Origin of the sequence: Tenacibaculum sp. XPcli2-G (assembly GCF_024124505.1) — a bacterium.
GTDB lineage: Bacteria > Bacteroidota > Bacteroidia > Flavobacteriales > Flavobacteriaceae > Polaribacter > Polaribacter mesophilus.
The window spans coordinates 1-18,922 of record NZ_JAMXSH010000001.1; the positions used below are offsets into that span (position 1 = coordinate 1).

At 32.1% G+C, this 18,922-nt stretch carries 13 protein-coding genes; 8 read left to right on the top strand and 5 right to left on the bottom strand.

Annotated elements, in window-relative coordinates; genetic code table 11:
• Window positions 1–34: 34 nt before the first annotated feature.
• Window positions 35–433: a type VI secretion system tube protein TssD gene (tssD, locus tag NH341_RS00005; protein ID WP_073184365.1), complete on the bottom strand. Its 399-nt coding sequence runs from the start codon at window positions 431–433 to the stop codon at window positions 35–37.
• A gap of 306 nt (window positions 434–739) precedes the next feature.
• On the bottom strand, window positions 740–3,172 hold the full coding sequence (locus tag NH341_RS00010; protein ID WP_253055366.1) for an ATP-binding protein: 2,433 nt from the start codon (window positions 3,170–3,172) through the stop codon (window positions 740–742).
• Window positions 3,173–3,328: 156 nt separating this feature from the next.
• On the opposite strand from NH341_RS00010, the gene NH341_RS00015 reads away from it, so the two are divergent.
• The 3 genes from NH341_RS00015 to NH341_RS00025 all read left to right on the top strand — a co-directional run bounded on the left by NH341_RS00015 (window position 3,329) and on the right by NH341_RS00025 (window position 5,340).
• Complete coding sequence (locus NH341_RS00015; RefSeq protein ID WP_239178677.1) at window positions 3,329–4,456, top strand: DegT/DnrJ/EryC1/StrS aminotransferase family protein; 1,128 nt, start codon at window positions 3,329–3,331, stop codon at window positions 4,454–4,456.
• A 16-nt stretch (window positions 4,457–4,472) separates the two neighbouring features.
• A complete protein-coding gene (locus NH341_RS00020; protein WP_073184231.1) occupies window positions 4,473–4,874 on the top strand; it encodes a hypothetical protein in 402 nt (133 codons plus the stop codon).
• 271 nt (window positions 4,875–5,145) lie between these two features.
• Complete coding sequence (locus NH341_RS00025; RefSeq protein WP_028891267.1) at window positions 5,146–5,340, top strand: hypothetical protein; 195 nt, start codon at window positions 5,146–5,148, stop codon at window positions 5,338–5,340.
• A 71-nt stretch (window positions 5,341–5,411) separates the two neighbouring features.
• Here NH341_RS00025 and fabD read toward each other — a convergent pair whose 3' ends face one another.
• A complete protein-coding gene (fabD, locus tag NH341_RS00030; protein ID WP_253055367.1) occupies window positions 5,412–6,296 on the bottom strand; it encodes an ACP S-malonyltransferase in 885 nt (294 codons plus the stop codon).
• A 65-nt stretch (window positions 6,297–6,361) separates the two neighbouring features.
• Between fabD and NH341_RS00035 the strand changes: the two genes are divergently transcribed.
• Genes NH341_RS00035 through NH341_RS00055 form a run of 5 tightly spaced genes read left to right on the top strand, consistent with a single transcriptional unit; the run spans window position 6,362 to window position 10,679 of the window.
• Window positions 6,362–7,051 carry a queuosine precursor transporter gene (locus tag NH341_RS00035; RefSeq protein WP_159494767.1) on the top strand — a complete coding sequence of 230 codons (690 nt, stop codon included), beginning with the start codon at window positions 6,362–6,364 and terminating at the stop codon, window positions 7,049–7,051.
• 14 nt (window positions 7,052–7,065) lie between these two features.
• Window positions 7,066–8,331, top strand: coding sequence for a mechanosensitive ion channel family protein (locus NH341_RS00040; RefSeq protein WP_073184214.1), 1,266 nt, complete (start codon window positions 7,066–7,068; stop codon window positions 8,329–8,331).
• Window positions 8,324–9,391, top strand: coding sequence for an ABC transporter permease subunit (locus NH341_RS00045; RefSeq protein ID WP_253055368.1), 1,068 nt, complete (start codon window positions 8,324–8,326; stop codon window positions 9,389–9,391). The genes NH341_RS00040 and NH341_RS00045 overlap by 8 nt, the downstream gene beginning before the upstream one ends.
• A gap of 34 nt (window positions 9,392–9,425) precedes the next feature.
• Complete coding sequence (locus NH341_RS00050) at window positions 9,426–9,869, top strand: thioesterase family protein (RefSeq protein ID WP_047790796.1); 444 nt, start codon at window positions 9,426–9,428, stop codon at window positions 9,867–9,869.
• Complete coding sequence (locus tag NH341_RS00055) at window positions 9,870–10,679, top strand: DNA/RNA non-specific endonuclease (protein ID WP_253055369.1); 810 nt, start codon at window positions 9,870–9,872, stop codon at window positions 10,677–10,679.
• Window positions 10,680–10,698: 19 nt separating this feature from the next.
• Here the strand turns inward: NH341_RS00055 and NH341_RS00060 are convergent, their stop codons facing one another.
• Window positions 10,699–11,607: a PorP/SprF family type IX secretion system membrane protein gene (locus NH341_RS00060; protein WP_253055370.1), complete on the bottom strand. Its 909-nt coding sequence runs from the start codon at window positions 11,605–11,607 to the stop codon at window positions 10,699–10,701.
• A gap of 10 nt (window positions 11,608–11,617) precedes the next feature.
• The gene (locus tag NH341_RS00065; RefSeq protein WP_253055371.1) at window positions 11,618–18,733 is read right to left on the bottom strand and encodes a BspA family leucine-rich repeat surface protein; all 7,116 of its coding nucleotides are present in this window, start codon (window positions 18,731–18,733) and stop codon (window positions 11,618–11,620) included.
• Window positions 18,734–18,922: the final 189 nt, after the last annotated feature.

Sequence of the window (18,922 nt, forward strand, 5' to 3'; positions counted from 1 at the left end):
TTATATAAAACTAAATGTTATTTAGTCCTTCTCATTAAGCTACTGGCCAACGGTTATCTAAGTTTGCGTTACCAATTAATAATTCTTCAGCTGAGAAAGTAACTGTTAATTTCATTGGAATTTCGTTGTTTACATCTAATTCTTCTTTGAAGTAAACGATGTAAGCGTTTTTAAATTCTACTTCTTTCATTTTTGAATCTTCATCTGTTTTCTTGAAAACAATTTTTCCATCTACAGACTTAAACTGGCTATTCACCATTGCCTCGATAACAGAAGTATCTGATGTTGATTCAATAGTTAAAGTAACTCTTCCTCCGTTTACACTTGAAGATGGCTTACCTTTTGTGTCTGTGTTTCTGTTTAAGCTGTACTCAGCTTCTAATACGTCGAATTCTTTTCCTGCGAATTCGAAACTTGCTCTAAATGATCCCATAGTTTCTTTTTTTTGGGTTTAATAATTAATTTTAAAATACTTTTTAGAGCTTTCTCAATAAAAAAAGAGAAAGCTTTAAACAATATAAAACCTTCTCTTTTTTTATTTTTGGCGCCATTCTATAAGAAGAAAGAAGATAACAAATATTGCCTTATGTGGTGTAAATGTATATTATAGTTTTATTACTGCCAAATTTTTATGTAAATAAATTGTTACTTTTCTTAAAGTATTTTCTCAAGATAACTTAACAATCTTAACTAAACAAAGACTACTACTGATTAAATTGATTTTACGCTCTTTTGATAATCAATTAAAATACTTTTTTATTTCTACTAAAAAGATTTCTAATTCTTTTTCAAAATCTTTCCATGAGGTTTTATTTATCTCTTTACTAACCTCAAATTCTTCTAAAAAAGTTATTAACTTAGTAGCTTTTAATTGCCTAAACATTCCCAACATTTTATGACTAACGTCATTAAACCCTTGTACATCATTATTTTTCACTAACTCTTTTAATAGCAATAAATTCTCTCCGGTATCTTTTAAAAAAGATTTTAATATTTTCTTTATCTCTACTTCGTCATTATTCAAAAATGTTTTCAAGGAAGTAATATCAAAGCTATTTGTTGTTATTTCGTTGTCAATCTTACTAATAACCACATCTTTTTCCTGGGCTTTGAAATCAAAAAATCGCTGTAAAATTTCTTCCAATTTTTTAGCGTGAAATGGTTTTATTATGGCATCTGAAAAACCATTTTTAACATATTCATTCTCCGATAAATTTGCTCTCCCTGTCATTGCTATAATGGGCTGACCTTTGTAAGATTTGTGTTTTTTTAAGGTTTCCATAAAATGAATACCATTCATTTTAGGAAGTTGTATATCTGTAAGCACTAAATCATAGATAATATTATCTATTCTACTTAGTGCCTCTTGCGCATTACTAAAAGAAGTTACCGCTATTCCTAATTCTTCTAAAACATTTTTCAAAAGTATTCTCAAAGAAGCATCATCCTCAACTATTATAGCATTAATATTAAGGCTTTTATTTTGTGGGATTATCCCTTTTTCATTTGATTTTTCTTCAGCAAAAGTAATAGGCACGAACAACGAAAATATACTGCCTTTTCCTAAACTACTTTGTAAAGTTAAAGATCCTCCCAAAAGTTCTGCTAGTCTTCTAGAAATGGTCAAACCTAACCCAAATCCATTTTGCCTATTCTCTTTTTCATGTGCTTGCGTAAATTCTTTAAAAACTTTTTCTTGTTCATCTTTTCCAATTCCAACTCCAGTATCAATCACTCTAATCTCTATATATTTTTTTTCTTTTACGCTTCTTAACTTACTTTTTATTGTTATTGAACCTTCTTTTGTAAACTTACATGCGTTAGTTACTAAATTATATAGTATTTGTTTTATTCTAAAAGGATCACTAACAATTAATGAATTTATATTTTCATCATGATTTACATTTATTGAAATTGGTTTATTTTGAACAAGGCTTTTAGCGCTATTAGCTACTTCCTCTATATTTCTTTTTAAATCAAAAGGAATAGTTTCAATAGTTATTTTACTATTCTCTAATTTAGAAAATTCTAAAAGATCGCCGACAAGCTGCCCCATGTAAACCGATGCATTTTGTATATGCACCACATAATTTTTCTCTTTAGTACTAGTAATTGATTTTTGTAATAACTCGCTAAAACCGGTAATTGTACTTAAAGGAGTTCTTAAATCATGACTTACCATGGATATTAGTTGCTCCCTACTTTTTAAAAGTGAAGAAGTAACTGCATTTGCACTTTCTAATTCTTGCCTATAATGTTGACTCCTCCAAAAATCATTTAATATTATTATTGAAAAAAGTATAATTATTACAAAACCTACTCCAGCTGCTAATAGAATTATGTTTCTACTACGTTCTAACGTTTCTTCATGTTTTTTATGAGCTATGTTAGCATTAACAATAACATCTTTTTCTAGTACATTTAAAACCTCCCGTAATTTTCTTGAAATTATAATATCATTTTCAATTAATTCTCTCTCTTTTATTCTCAAAAACCTACGTTTAATAACTGTTTCTCTCTGCGCTTTTTGAAGTATTTCTTTAGATGCAGAAACTAATGAGTCAATTTTCTTTTGTTCTTCAACATTAACAGGCTTCTCTTCTCCTTCTTCTTCATTATCAAACAGGCGTAAATACTTTTCTAAACTTAATCCTGTTTTCTTATTAAAAACATCTGGATTATCTACAAGATCTTTTACTGAACCTTTGCCTAATAAAGAATCTATAGACCCTAGCTTGTCTATAGCCTCATCTATTGATTTTTCTGAAGCATTCCTTTGGTTTAACCTTCTTAAACTTGTTATGTTTTTTCGTTTTTTATTTAAAACCAGCTTAACACTGTCTAAAATAAATGTTTTAGATACGTCTTTTGCTATGAAGTTAAGTGAGTCAATTTTTTTCAACAATAATTTATTCTCGGTAACATATTCATTATATCGTTTATAAGAATTTAACTGAATGGCGGCTCTCCCTAAATTTTCATTTTCATATATATCAGCAATTAACCCTCCTGTTTGTATAATATTATTCCTATCAGAAACTCCTTGTTTTTGTATCTCTATGTATGTTTTTATTTCAGAAAACAACAAGATTCCTGAAATAACCGCTAAAACCGCTAGGGTAGCATACCCCACTAAAACCTTAAAAGCTATTTTACGTTTAGATTCTTTCATTAATTAATAATCTTTGGTAAAAATAACGATACTTCGTCTTTCTTGTTTTAAATATATCTATTAAATTTTGAATTTTTAATAGATATTATTTTGCCTAAAGACCTCGTAACAATCAAAGATAGTTTGTATTTTTGATGTTTATAAAATCATGTCAAAATGAGAAAAATTCAAATGGTTGACTTACAAAGTCAATATCAAAAAATAAAAGAGACAGTTGATACTTCTATTCAAGAAGTTTTAAATTCTTCAGCATATATTAACGGACCATATGTTCATGGATTCCAAGCAGATTTAGAGAATTATTTAGGTGTTAAACATGTGATTCCGTGTGCTAACGGTACTGACGCGTTACAAATAGCTATGATGGGCTTAGGTTTAAAGCCAGGTGACGAGGTGATTACAGCTGATTTTACATTTGCTGCAACTGTTGAGGTTATCGGTTTATTAAAATTAACTCCTGTTTTAGTTGATGTTGAACCTGACACTTTTAATATTGACATTGAAGCTCTAAAAAAGTCAATTACCCCTAAAACAAAAGCTATTGTTCCTGTTCATTTATTCGGACAATGTGCTAATATGGAAGCTATTTTAGAAATTGCTAAAGAACATAACTTATTAGTAATAGAAGATAATGCTCAAGCTATTGGAGCAGATTATACTTTTTCTAACGGAACGAAGAAGAAAGCAGGAACTATTGGTGATGTTGGTACTACCTCTTTCTTCCCTTCTAAAAACTTAGGTTGCTATGGTGATGGTGGAGCTATTTTTACCAATGATGATGAATTAGCACATACACTTCGCGGAATGGTTAATCACGGAATGTACAAACGCTACTACCATGATGTAGTTGGAGTAAACTCTCGTTTAGATTCTATTCAAGCGGCTGTATTAAAAGCTAAGTTACCTTTATTAGATAGCTATTGTGATGCCCGTAGAAAAGCTGCTGAATATTATTCAAACTCATTTGCTAACAACCCAAATATTATCACACCAACTATTAGCGATTTTACAACGCATGTTTTCCATCAGTATACATTGAGAATTACTAACGGAAAACGTAATGAGTTACACCAACATTTACTAGATAACGGAATTCCAAATGCTATTTATTATCCTGTTCCGTTACATGCTCAAAAAGCATATCAAGATGATAGATATAATGAAGATGACTTCACTGTTACCAATCAATTAATAGATGAAGTTATTTCATTGCCAATGCATACAGAATTAGATGAAGAGCAGCTAGCATTTATCTCTAAAACTGTAAATGATTTTATTCAATAACTTGGATTGAAATCTTATGAATCAAAAAATTAAAACTTTAAAAATTATTCACCTTGCCTTAATTGCTGGAATTACTCTTGCTTTTACATTTTTAGGTAATTTCAAGACCATGTTTGACATGGTGATTGATGACTCATCTTTGTTCTATGCATTTATTCCTGCAATAGCTTATGTTGCTAGTAACTTCATCTTTAAAAACATGTTGAGAAACATTCAAAAAGATGCTAGTAATGAAGAGAAACTTGCTATTTATCAGTCTGCTTCTATAGCTAGATGGGCTATTATTGAAGGTGCTTGTTTTTTGATTTTAATTTTAAAACCTGATTTTTTATTGTTAGGAGTAATCTTATTAATTTATTTAATTCTTTTAGCTCCAAAAAAAGCACAAATATCCCAAACCTTAGATATCAGAAGCTAAGATTTCTTATATAAAAAGACAAAAAATCACTCATTTTTGGTTGTTTTTAATCATTTTTGAGTGATTTTTTATTCATTTTAGCAAAAAACAGCTTTTTTACACCTCTAATTTGTGAATTGTTTCTACTTCCTATTATCATATTCTTAAAATAATACACTCTAAATTTAACAACACATATTTATTAGTTGATTTTTAATGTTTTAACGATTATTAATTGACATCACGCTTTAAGCTTATTAGCTTTGTACTCTAATTAAATGATACTAGAATAATGAAATTGATTAAAATTAAAAGAGAAACACGTTTGGAAAAACGATTTTCAAGAAAAATGGGTAAACTTCATACTAATGTTACCTACATTAAAAAAATGTTTTTAAATATTATACCGTTAGAAACGGTGCACAAATACAGAGAAACCTATTATGGTGAAGTTAAAGATTGTGAAGACTGTGTCTTAGCTAAATAACAATTTTATTTTTACAAAAAAAATCCCGTTCCAAAAGAACGGGATTTTTCTATACTATCTGTTTTTACTATTTATACTAAAGAAGCACCACTAGCAGCTACACTTCTATCAATTTTACGCATTAATCCCTGTAATACTTTACCAGGACCAACTTCAACAAACTCAGTACCACCATCAGCTATCATTGCCTGCACACATTGTGTCCATCTTACTGGCGCTGTTAATTGCGCTATTAAGTTTTCTTTAATTTCAGCAGGGTTTGTTACTGCTTTCGCTACCACATTTTGGTATACTGGACACATAGGTTCGTTAAATGTAGTTTCTTCAATAGCTGCAGCTAACTCCTCACGAGCTGGTTCCATCATTGGTGAATGAAATGCTCCTCCTACAGGTAAAAGTAATGCCCTTTTAGCGCCTTTTTCTTTTAATACTTCACAAGCTTTTTCAACAGCTTCAATTTCTCCAGAGATTACTAATTGTCCTGGACAATTATAGTTTGCTGCTACCACAACTCCGTCAATCGACGCACAAACTTCTTCAACTACAACATCTTCTAATCCTAACACAGCTGCCATAGTAGATGGTTGAATTTCACATGCTTTTTGCATTGCTAAAGCACGCTTAGAAACTAATTTTAATCCATCTTCAAAAGACAATACACCATTAGCTACTAACGCTGATAATTCTCCTAAAGAGTGACCAGCAACCATTTCTGGTTTAAAATCGTCTCCTAAAACCTTAGCTAAAATTACTGAGTGTAAAAAAATAGCTGGTTGTGTTACTTTGGTTTGTTTTAATTCTTCAGCACTACCTTCAAACATTACGTCAGTAATACTAAAACCTAATATATTATTTGCTTTTTCAAAAAGTTCTTGAGCTAATGGAGAGTTTTCATATAAGTCTAACCCCATTCCTGTAAATTGTGCTCCTTGACCTGGAAAAATATACGCTTTCATTTGTTTGTTTTGTTGTTTATTTAACCTTGCAAACATACAACTTTTAAAATTACTATCTTCGTTTTATGACTGTACAACAAAAATCTCAAGCACAACTTATTTACCTAGTTTTAGCTTCGTTATTTATAGCCTCTCTTGTAACTTCAAACCTTATTTTTCAGAAGTTTTTTTATTGGGAACCCTTTAATTTATTTCGTTTTGAAGTATCTGTTGGAATACTTCCATATCCTATTACTTTTTTAATTACAGATATTCTTTCTGAAATTTATGGTAAGAAAAAGGCCAACAGAGTTGTTGTAGCAGGAATTTTTGCTTCCTTTTTTTCTATGTTAATTATTTTAGTAGCTGATTATGCTCCTGCAATTAATAACTCTCCCATTGGCGACGAAACTTTTACCAAAGTTTTTGGGCTTTCTCCTTTTGCTGTACTAGCTTCTATGCTAGCTTACTTAGCTGCTCAGTTTATAGACATTCGAATTTTTCATTTTTGGAAAAAATTAACTAAAGGAAAACATTTATGGCTTCGCAATAATTTTTCTACCTTTTTGTCACAATTTATAGATACTTTTACCGTATTATTTTTATTGAGTTCTTTTAAAATACTTCCTTGGAGTATTTTTGGTAGCCTTTTACTTAGCGGTTTTTTATTTAAAGTCATTATAGCAGCTCTTGACACTCCTGTTTTGTATGTTGTTATATATTGGTTTAGAAAAAAATTTGACTTACAAATAGGTGAAGAAATCAGCAAATTTTAAACGAATATTACTTTATGTTAAACAAGTTTTTTTATAAAATTTTTAAAGAACAGCTTTCACTTTCAGAAACATTAGCTACATACCTAAATTTATTTGCAAATCTTATTGTGTTTGGAATTTTAGGTTATATCTTATTCAAAGTTTTTAGATACGTTGGAAAAAGAACAGTTAATAAAATGGCAGCTAAAACATCAACTAGTTTTGATGATATGCTTATTAAAAACAAAACCTTTTTAAACCTTTCAAGAATTGTTATTCTTACTATTGTTTTTAATTTTTTAAAAGATATTTTAGTCGATTTCCCTAATCTGTTTACCTACGCTGAACGTATTGCTACTATTGCCATTATTTTTGCTATTATTTGGTTTATACGTAGTATTCTACTAAGTGTTAAAGATTTTCTTCGTACCACAAATGCTTTCAAAGACAAACCCTTAGAGAGCTATGTGCAAATTTTCATGGTAATCATGTGGCTTATTGCTGCTATATCATCTTTTTCTGTATTAACTGGAAAACCTTTAATTAGATTCTTAACTGCATTAGGTGCTTTTTCAGCAGTATTATTATTAATTTTTAAAGACACCATTCTTGGTTTTGTATCAAGCATTCAAGTAGCAGTAAATGATACTGTTAGAATTGGAGATTGGATTACCATGGAAAAATATGGCGCTGATGGTGATGTAGTTGAAATTAACCTTACTTCTGTAATTATTAGAAATTTTGATAATACAATATCTAGCATTCCTACGTATTATTTAACATCCGATTCTTTTAAGAACTGGAGAACAATGAATACTTCAGGAGGTAGACGTATAAAACGATCAATTTTAATTAAAATAAATAGCATTCACTTTCTTACCGATGAAGATATTGAGCGCTTTAAAAAGATTGAGTTAATTTCTGACTATATTGAAAAAAGTAGCAAGGAAGTAAAAAAATACAACGAAGAAAACAATATTGACAAATCTGTAATATTAAACGGTAGAAACTTAACCAATTTTGGGTCTTTTAGAATTTACTTGGATAAATACATTGAAAATCATCCAAAAATAAATCAAGATATGTTGTTAATGTCTCGTCAGTTAGAGCCAACTCCTAACGGAATTCCACTAGAAATTTATGCCTTTAGTAGAGAAAAAAATTGGGTAGATTACGAACGTGTTATGGCGAACATTTTTGATCATATTTTAGCTTCTGTAAAATATTTTGATTTGGAAGTTTTTCAAAATCCATCAAGTATTGACATCAATAACTTGAAAGAAATACAAAAGAGTGAATAATAATACAGGTACATCTTTATGGCAAATAGCTATCCAAAAATTTAAACATAGTAAAACAGGTATGTTTAGTTTTGGATATATTATTTTATGCGGGTTTATTGCTGTTTTTTGTTATGTTTTAGCTCCAGACAACAGTAACTCTGCCAATCAAATGCATTTAGAAATTCACTCGAAACCTCCTGGTTTTTCTGTGCAACTATTAAGCATTCCTTCAGAAGTAAAAAATCAACAATCGTGGTTTTCTGTTTTTATGATGGGAAAACAACATTCAGCAACAGAAATACCTATAAAATCATTTTCTGTTAAAAACAATCAGTTAGAAGTTATTAAATACTCCGATGGTTTACCAAAAGAGTTTCCTGTTTCCTTTGAACAATACATTCAACAAAAAACATTTTATTTAGGAACTGATAAATATGGTCGTGATTTATTAAGCAGGTTGTTGATTGGTGCTAGAATTTCATTTTTTATTGGATTTATAGCTGTGTTTATTTCGCTTTTAATAGGAATTCCTATTGGCGCTATTGCTGGCTATTTTGGTGGAAAAATTGATGATTTTATTATGTGGGTTATCAATATCACTTGGTCCATTCCAACACTTTTATTAGTAATCGCTATTACTTTGGCTTTGGGTAAAGGTTTTTGGCAAGTTTTTATTGCAGTGGGATTAACTATGTGGGTAGAGGTTGCTCGTGTAGTTCGGGGTCAAGTAATCACTACTAAACAGCAGCAATATGTGGAAGCTGCCAAAGCTTTAGGTTTTTCTGATTTTAGAATTATTTTCAAACATATTTTACCTAATATTTTAGCTCCTATAATTGTAATTTCCGCCGCAAATTTTGCAGCTGCTATTTTAATTGAAAGCGGACTGAGTTTTTTAGGTATTGGAGCCCAACCTCCTACTCCCTCTTGGGGTGCTATGATTAAAAATCATTATAATTATATCATTTTGGGCAAACCATTTTTAGCATTGATTCCAGGATTAGCAATTATGAGTTTAGTAATGGCATTTATGTTAATTGGAAATACACTTCGTGATGCTTTAGATGTGAAAGCTTAAAATTTGTAAATTCGCTTTCTTAAATTTTTTTGATATGAGTTTTAGTGTTGAGTTTAAAACAAGATGGGCAGATTTTGATGCCAACATACACATGCGTCATACCGCATACAATGATTACGCTGCTGAATTACGTTTACGTTTTTTTAAAGAGCATAATGTAACTGTTCAAGATTTTACTAAGGAAAAAGTTGGTCCTATTTTATTTGAAGAAAACACCAAGTTTTTACGTGAAATACACATGGGAGAAGACATAACTGTAAACTTAAAAGTTACTGGTTTATCCGGAAAAGGTGAACGTTGGAAAATTCAACATGAAGTTTTTAATCAAGCAGGTAAACTTTCTGCAATTATCACTGTTTATGGTGCTTGGTTAGATTTGGTTAAGCGTAAATTAACAGTACCTCCTGTTAAATTTCAAGAGATTTTTAACGAAGTTGAAAAAACTGAAGATTTTAAAGAAATCGTTTTAAGTAATTAAATGAGTACTTCAAGGAAAATAAAGGTTGTTATTACCATTATTGCTTTACTTGTAGGTTATTGGTTACAACAAAAAGAAGAAGCTAAGAACTCTTCTGAACCTACAACAGAAACAGCCAGTAATAAAACTAATAACTTTAATTACTTTCCTACCTCAACAACTGGAGTCATTATAAAACATAATGGCTACCAGTTATCATATAGCGAAAAACACGAGCAAGCTGAATGGGTTGCTTATCCTTTAGATAAAAGTGATATTGCTTATACCAATCGTAAGCGTCCATTTTTTATTGTAGACCCTAAGGTGAAGACTAAATCTGCAGATTGGAGGAATTATAAAAAGTCTGGTTATGACAAAGGACACTTATGTCCTGCTGGTGATAGACGTGCCTCTAAAAATGCTCATGATGAAACTTTTTACACCTCAAACATTTCTCCTCAAAACCATGAGTTTAATGCTGGTATTTGGAATAAACTAGAGCAAAAAACTCGTTATTGGGCTAAAAAATATAATCACTTATATGTTGTTACTGGTGGTGTTTTAGAACCTGATTTGAAAACTATAGGAAAGGAAAAAGTAAGTGTTCCTAATTATTTTTACAAGGTTTTACTAGATTATACTCAACCTGAAATTAAAGCCATCGCTTTTTTACTTCCACATAAGGAAAGTAGCAAACCTCTATCTGATTTTGTAGTTTCTATTGATGAATTAGAACAGAAAACAGGTATTGATTTTTTCCCTGAATTACCTGATAATATCGAAAACCAACTAGAGGCTTCTGCTAATTATAAAAATTGGAGTTTTAGGTAATAACTCCATAATACTCCTTTTAATACCTACGTTTTTTCTTAAAAACATACGAAAGAATAACTCCATGACTATTTCCTAACACAGAATCACTAAATGCTGCATTATAGAAATACACAAATTTTAAGTTTTTCAAAGCATAAATACCTGCTAAAAAATTAATTGAGGAACTACTTCTATAGCCCGTACCGATTTCGAATTTGTTTTTATAGTTAACAGCAACATTTGCGTCAATTTGCATAGGTGCTCCACCTTCATATTTCAAAAAAACACTAGGTTTAATCATTACTTCCTCAAATCGATTGGTAAAAAAACGGTATCCGAAATAACCATAAACAGGATTTGATATATCTAAATCATCTCTTGATGCTAATTTATCTCCTAAAAGATTTGGCAGTGAAACTCCTGCATAAAAATCTGCATGATTGTACAAAAACCCAACACCTACGGTTGGCACAGTTACATTCATGTTTTCAGAAAATTCTATATCATCTGTAATACCTAACTCTAACAGATTCTCATGAAACTGTTGAACTCCCGCTGTTAGTCCAAACGATATTACATGTTCGTTATAATGTTGCCAATAAGGTCTATCAATCTCCGTATCAAAAAATATTTTATACGAATATGTAGCATATGCATTTGTATAAGTACTTACCCCTATTTTATCTCGTACAATAGCCCCACCTATCCCCATTTTTTTTCTTGCAATAGGAGTATGAAAGCTTAACGATAATGTTCTGGGACTTCCTTCAATACTATTTATATAACCATAATTGCTAAGTGTAATTTCTGCCCCATCAGACATTCCCGTGTAAGCAGAGTTTATAATAAACGGATTATAATTATACTCTGGATACAAAGCTGTTTGTTGTCCCCAATTATTCTGAAATACCATTATAAAAATTAATGGTAAAATATAGTTTCTCATCTCTTTCATCTTATCTTTTTAAAACTAAAAACCCTTTCTTTTCTGTTGATTTTTCCCCTTTTGAAATTTTTATATTGAAAAAGTATGTTCCTGCTGGCAACTTATCGCCTCCCATACCTGTTAGCTTATTGGCAACGCCTCTAAAAACATTAAATTGATTATCATATTCTTTCATCTGAAAAACCATATCTCCCCACCTATTAAAAACAGTTACTATATTATTAGGATGTTCTTCAATTCCCTTTATTTCCCAAAAGTCATTTACTCCATCACCATTTGGAGAAAAACCGTATTTGGTTTCCCCTACTAAGCTTGCTTCAGTTCTAAAACTAATTTCAGAACACCCATTAGCACTTCCTAGCGAGTTGTATGGAGTTACTAATACATAAACTATGGTGTTCTCTGGTAAATCACTAGTTAAAGTATAATTCGTTCCTGTTACTGACTCGTTGTTTACAATATCGGTTCCACCTGAAGTTGTTCCAATTGACAGGTAATACCCATCGGCATCTGAAACAGTGTCCCAAACAATTCCAGTACTAACACTAACATTTGTTGCTTTATTGGTTGGAACTGTAATTGTGGTGCAGTTTGGTATAATTGCAACGGTTTCTGTGGTAAAACGAACTTCACCACAGCCCGTTGCTAAGCCCCCCGACTTATATGGTAATACTGATACATAAATTGTTGTGTTCTCTGGTAAATCGCTCGTAGGATTGTATGTTGTTCCTATCACTAGCTCATTGTTTACAATATCGGTTCCACCTGAAGTTGTTCCGATTGATATATAATACCCATCTGTATCAGCTACTGCGTCCCAAGTAATATTTGTATCGACTGCTACATTAGTTCCTCCATCACTTGGAACTGTAATTGTGGTACAACTCGGTGTGGTTGGTACTATTTCCGTAGTAAAACTAATTTCAGAACATCCTGTGGCACTTCCTACCGAATTGTAAGGTATCACTGATACATAAATTGTTGTATTCTCTGGTAAATTACTAGCTAAAGTATAGCTCGTTCCTACTACTGATTCGTTGTTTACAATATCGGTTCCACCTGAGGTTGTTCCGATTGATACATAATATCCATCGGCATCTACTACTGCATCCCAACTAATTCCTGTACTAACACTAACATTCGTTGCTCCATTACTTGGAACTGTTATTGTTGTACAATTTGGTGAGGTTGGTACTATTTCTGTAGTAAAGCTAATTTCAGAACATCCTGTAGCACTTCCTACCGAATTGTATGGAATTACCGATACATAAATTGTCGTGTTCTCTGGTAAATTACTAGCTAAAGTATAGCTCGTTCCTACTACTGATTCGTTGTTCACAATATCAGTTCCGCCTGAGGTTGTTCCGATTGATATATAATACCCATCTGTATCAGCTACTGCGTTCCAAGTAATATTTGTATCGACTGCTACATTAGTTCCTCCATCACTTGGAACTGTAATTGTGGTACAACTCGGTGTGGTTGGTACTATTTCCGTAGTAAAGCTAATTTCAGAACATCCTGTAGCACTTCCTATCGAATTATATGGAATTACTGATACATAAATTGTCGTGTTCTCTGGTAAATCACTAGCTAAAGTATGGCTCGTTCCTACTACTGATTCGTTGTTTACAATATCGGTTCCGCCTGAGGTTGTTCCAATTGATAGGTAATATCCGTCAGCATCTGCTACTTCATCCCAACTAATTCCTGTACTAACACTAACATTTGTTGTTCCATTGGTTGGAACTGTGACTGTGGTACAATTCGGTGCGGTTGGTACTATTTCAGTAGTAAAGCTAATTTCTGAACACCCTGTAGCACTTCCTACTGAATTATACGGTATCACTGACACATAAATTGTCGTGTTCTCTGGTAAATCACTAGCTAAAGTATAGCTCGTTCCTACTACTGATTCGTTGTTTACAATGTCGGTTCCGCTTGAAGTTGTTCCAATTGATAGGTAATATCCGTCAGCATCTGCTACTGCACCCCAACTAATTCCTGTACTAACACTAACATTCGTTGCTACGTTACTTGGAACTGTTATTGTGGTACAGTTTGGTGCACTTACCACTGCATCTCCAGTAGTAAAACTTTCTTCTACACAACCTGTAGCGTCTCCTACATCATTGTATGGAATTATACGAACATAATGTATTCTATTTGCTTGTAAGTCTTGAGTAAAACTATAAGTTGTTATGTTTCCTACATCAATACTATTCACAACCTCTATCCCTCCTTGAGTAGTTCCTACACTTACTAAATACCCGGTTGCTTCTGTAATTTCATTCCAAGAAATATCAGTATTCAACGGAACATTCGTTGATCCATTTATAGGATTCACTAAACTTGTACAACTAGGTACTACTGGAATAAACTCTGTTTTAAAAGACTCTTCTCCACAACTTGTTGCATCTCCTTTATCGTTATAAGGAGTTATAGTTACAAAAATATCGGTGTCTTCTGGTAAATCTACAGGTAAATCGTATGTTGTACTATTACCTACATCAATACTATCAAGAATATCTATTCCACCTGAAGTAGTTCCTACTGTAAGCCTGTATCCATCTGCATTACTTATAACATTCCATTCTAAGTTTGTACTTACAGATATATCTGTACCACCAGCAAGTGGTAAGGTTAAGCTGGTACAATCTGGTACTGTAGATGGAGTTGTAGACACCGTAAAGCTTTCTTCTACACAAGGTCCTACTGCATCTCCATTTTCGTTTGAAGGTACAATAGTAACATAAACTATTTCTCCTCCTGAAAAATCTGTAGCAAATTCATAAGTGGTAGCATTTACAACAGTTTCGTTTATTATCATTCCTGAAGGTTCAATTCTAATTGTTAAAGCATATTCACGTGCATACAAAACAGGTTCCCAAGTTAAATTGGTATTTACAGGAACATCTGTTGCTCCATTTAAAGGCGCTATTAACTGTGTACATTCTGGAATAGGACAATCTAAAACATCACCCGTAAAAGACCATCCAAAACTATCAATCATTGATTGTCTTTCTTCTACAGCATCACAATAGGGAAGAGTGTTAGCTCCTAGATTTATTCCAGGTGTTAGTGTTTGTTCAGACCATGCAATAAGCGTATTGTCGTAATTCACTCTAGTAAGAGCTGTATTATCTAACATATTTTGCATGTTGGTTACGCCACTAATATTCCAATCACCTAAATCTTGATTAAAAACTGTAGCGTTATTAAACATAGCGTTCATCGATACCGTATTTAATAACCATTGGTTTAAAGGTTGATTAAACAAACTTGCACCTTGAAACATTCTATCCATGTTCATTACTGCTGTTGGCCTCCAATTATTCATTGGTTGATTAAAGTTTGTTGCACCATTAAACATGTCTTGCATGGTGGTTACTCTCCTAATATTCCAACTTCCAATAGCACCATCAAAAGCTATTGCTGTTTGAAACATGCCTTGCATATTAGTTACCGATGCTACATTCCAAGAATCTAATGGTCTATTAAAAGACGTTGCTCCTCGAAACATTTCTTTCATAGTGGTTACAAAAGATACATTCCAATTATTAATATCTTGATTAAATTTAGACGCCCCATGAAACATTTCAGCCATTGTTTGTGCTTCGCCTGTATTCCAATTCCCTAAGGGTTGGTTAAATATTTCTGCATTTTTAAACATTGCTTCAAAGTTTGTTACTACAGAAACATTCCATTTTTCCAACGGACTATTAAAAGCAATAGCTTCTTCAAACATCGAAGGCATTAAGGTTACTGAACTTACATTCCAAGAATTTAATGGTTGGTTGAAAACTGTGGCTTCTTGAAACATTTGACTCATGTTAGCAACAGCACTTACATCCCAAGAGTTTAATGGCTGATTAAATGCTTCTGCTCTTCGGAACATACCTGACATATTAACTACTGAGTTTACATCCCAAGAATTTAACGGTTGGTTATACATTTGAGCATTGTAAAACATTAAACTCATGTTGGTTACATTGGTTACATTCCAGCTATTTATGTTCTGATTAAATGCGCTAGCACTCTGAAACATGCTCTCCATGTTGGTTACTGAAGAAACATTCCAATTACTTAGGGCTTGATTAAAAGAAGAAGCGCCTTCAAACATCGAAGTCATGTTTGTAACAGCACCTACATTCCAAGAGTTTAAAGGTTCGTTAAAATCAACACATCTCTGGAACATTTCAGACATATCTGTAACATTACTTACATTCCAATTATCAATATTTTGGTTAAAAGCCATGTTTGAAATAAAACCATTAAACATTTCAGACATATCTGTAACATTACTGACATCCCAATTATTAAGTGGTTGGTTAAATGCTTCTGCTCTTTCAAACATGCTACTCATATCTGTAACACTACTCACATTCCAATTATTAATATTCTGATCAAATACTTCTGCATTTTGGAACATCCCTCCCATATCTGCAACATTTCTTGTATTCCAATTTCCTATGTCTTGATTAAACTCTATGGCACTACCAAACATGTAGTTCATATTAGTAACATTACCTACATCCCAATTATTAAGTGGTTGGTTGTAAATTGAAGTTCCACTAAACATACCACGCATGTTGGTTACATTACTAACATTCCAATCATTAATATTAGCATTTAATTTTCTACAAGAACTAAACATTCTTTCCATATCCGTTACATTGCTAAGATTAGGAGTATCTGTAGCATTGTGCTCCATATTTACACAACTTTCAAAAGCTTCATACATACTTTCCCAGACTTGAGTTCCCCACTGATCTATGGATAATAGTTTGTCAGAGTCTCCAATAGTTTCATGTTTTGGAGAAGGAAAAACACCAATAATACTTACGGTATAAATTCCTGGTGTAAGATATATGTGTGTAATATCACCTGTAACATTATGGTTGTACTGTCCATCTCCCCAATCTATAGAATAATTGTATGTAAGATATTTTGGATAGCCTGAATTTGTTTCTATTCTTAACTGATTTGTTGGTGTAGTGAATGAAGATTGTATACTTGTATCGTAGGTAAGCTTGAATGCATCTGGGCTATTTACCCAACTTTCTATTACTGTAAAACTAATTTCTTGGCAACCTGTAGCTGGTCCTTCTGCGTTATACGGGACAACTGTTACATATACAGTATCTCCTGCTATAAATTCGTTGGTAAAATCTACTCCTACAACATTTCCTACATCTTCATTATTATATATAACCTGTGAAGTCGCTCCGTTTTCTCTTCTTACACTAATTCTATATCCTGTAGCATTAGGAGCTGGATTCCAACGAATATCACTGTTTGCAGGCACTTGCGTGTCACCTGCTTGCGGCATTGTTATTTGAGTACATAATACATAAGAACAGTTTATAACATCTCCTGACATAGTCCAACCGTTATTATCAATTAAACTTTGTCTTTGGTTTAATGCATCACAATAATTAAGGTTCGTCGCTCCTAAGTTAATGTTGTTTTGAACTGTTTGAGCACTCCAAGCTATAAGAATATTATCATAATTTTCTTGAGAAATACCACTATTCGACAACATGTTTGTCATGTTTGTAACACTAGATATGTCCCAAACTCCTATGTTTTGATTAAATGAAGTAGCCTGATTCAACATATAAGACATGTTTCTAGCATTTCCTGTTTGCCAACCACTTATATCTTGGTTAAAAGACGTAGCTCTATCAAACATATACTGAAAATCAGTGATATTACTTACATCCCAAGTATTTAAAGGTTGGTTAAAAGCTTCTGCTCGTTGAAATATGTTGCGTATATTAGTAATATTGCTCACATCCCAAGTATTCAATGGTTGATTGAAAGCTTCTGTTCTTTCAAACATACTTTCTACATTGGTAACCTTGCTAACATTCCACAAACTAATATCTCGATTAAAAACAGTGGCGCCTTCAAACATTCCTCTCATGGTAACAACATTACTTACATTCCAAGTTCCTATACCTTGATTAAAGCCTGAGTTATCTCGGAACATGTAACTCATATCAGTAACATTACTAACATCCCAGTTACCTATGGGTTGATTAAAAACTGCTCCCCAAGCCCATCCATCAAACATACCCGACATGTTTGTTACATTACTAACATCCCAGTTATTTAAAGGTTGATTAAAGGTTCTGTTTCTAAAAAATAGCCTAGACATATTTGTAACATTACTAACATTCCATGTATTTATAGGTTGGTTGAATTTAGCTTGACTAAACATTCCCTCCATTGTTGTAACATTACTTACATTCCAGTTGTCTATTGGGCTATTAAAATTAGAGCCTTTAAATGTGTTATTCATATTGGTAACATTACCAACATTCCAATTATTCATTGGCTGATTATATGCACTTGTATCGTAAAAGGCTCCTTCCATATTAACAACATTAGCTACATTCCAGTTATTAATATTTTGATTGAACCTACGGGCTCTATATAAAAAGTTTTCTAAAGTAGTTACTGCTGATGTGTTCCAGTTATCTAATGGTTCGTTGAATTCCCTTGCATTATAAAAAGTGTAAGACATGTCTATTATACTAGATGTGTCCCATTGATCTAAAGGTCTATTAAAAATTTCGCAATTCATAAATAACCCTGAAATATTAGTTATGGTGCTTACATCCCAATTATTCATAATACCATTAAACAATGAGCAATCTCTAAAAGCATTTTGTAGGCTAGTAGCTTGACTTAAATTTGGTGGAGTAATAGCATCAAAATTTAGATTTGAACATCCATAAAATGCGCTTTCCATACTTTGCCATTGAATAGTACCCCAAGACAAGATTTCGATAATTTTGTCAACGTCTCCAGTATTATTAAAATAAATTGCAGGAAACGTTCCGCTAATGCTTACGGTATAAGTTCCTTGTGTGGCATAAGTATGGGTAATGTCTCCTGTTACGTTTGAATCAATATTTCCATCACCCCAATCAACGGTGTATGAATACGTGTAAGCTGAATTCGTTGGGATGCTTATTTCATTAACTCCAGAAGAGCCAGTACTAATATTTGCCGTGTTCCATAAAGAAGTGAACGACTGCGAAAACAATTGACTACTTAAAATTAAAAAAAGTACTACTAAACCACTTCTTAAAAATTTACCTATTAATGCCTTCATTCTTTTTAATATAATTTTTAACACTTCTATTTTAATCAAGCTTTTTTACATACTACATAAAGTAAGAACTACCCAGCCATTAAATATTGGTTTGATAGGTGTTGTTTGTTTGGTGATATTACCAACTCAAACTGAATCTTCATATATAAAATAAAAGCTAAGTATTACTTAATAATATCGTTTATATTA

Excerpts from the sequence above, each read along its gene's own strand:
- NH341_RS00060 (WP_253055370.1), bottom strand. The coding sequence starts at position 11,607 with ATGAGAAACTATATTTTACCATTAATTTTTATAATGGTATTTCAGAAT.
- NH341_RS00015 (WP_239178677.1), top strand. The coding sequence starts at position 3,329 with ATGAGAAAAATTCAAATGGTTGACTTACAAAGTCAATATCAAAAAATA.
- NH341_RS00010 (WP_253055366.1), bottom strand. The coding sequence starts at position 3,172 with ATGAAAGAATCTAAACGTAAAATAGCTTTTAAGGTTTTAGTGGGGTAT.
- NH341_RS00040 (WP_073184214.1), top strand. The coding sequence starts at position 7,066 with ATGTTAAACAAGTTTTTTTATAAAATTTTTAAAGAACAGCTTTCACTT.
- NH341_RS00065 (WP_253055371.1), bottom strand. The coding sequence starts at position 18,733 with ATGAAGGCATTAATAGGTAAATTTTTAAGAAGTGGTTTAGTAGTACTT.
- NH341_RS00050 (WP_047790796.1), top strand. The coding sequence starts at position 9,426 with ATGAGTTTTAGTGTTGAGTTTAAAACAAGATGGGCAGATTTTGATGCC.
- NH341_RS00020 (WP_073184231.1), top strand. The coding sequence starts at position 4,473 with ATGAATCAAAAAATTAAAACTTTAAAAATTATTCACCTTGCCTTAATT.
- NH341_RS00025 (WP_028891267.1), top strand. The coding sequence starts at position 5,146 with ATGAAATTGATTAAAATTAAAAGAGAAACACGTTTGGAAAAACGATTT.
- fabD (WP_253055367.1), bottom strand. The coding sequence starts at position 6,296 with ATGAAAGCGTATATTTTTCCAGGTCAAGGAGCACAATTTACAGGAATG.
- tssD (WP_073184365.1), bottom strand. The coding sequence starts at position 433 with ATGGGATCATTTAGAGCAAGTTTCGAATTCGCAGGAAAAGAATTCGAC.
- NH341_RS00035 (WP_159494767.1), top strand. The coding sequence starts at position 6,362 with ATGACTGTACAACAAAAATCTCAAGCACAACTTATTTACCTAGTTTTA.
- NH341_RS00055 (WP_253055369.1), top strand. The coding sequence starts at position 9,870 with ATGAGTACTTCAAGGAAAATAAAGGTTGTTATTACCATTATTGCTTTA.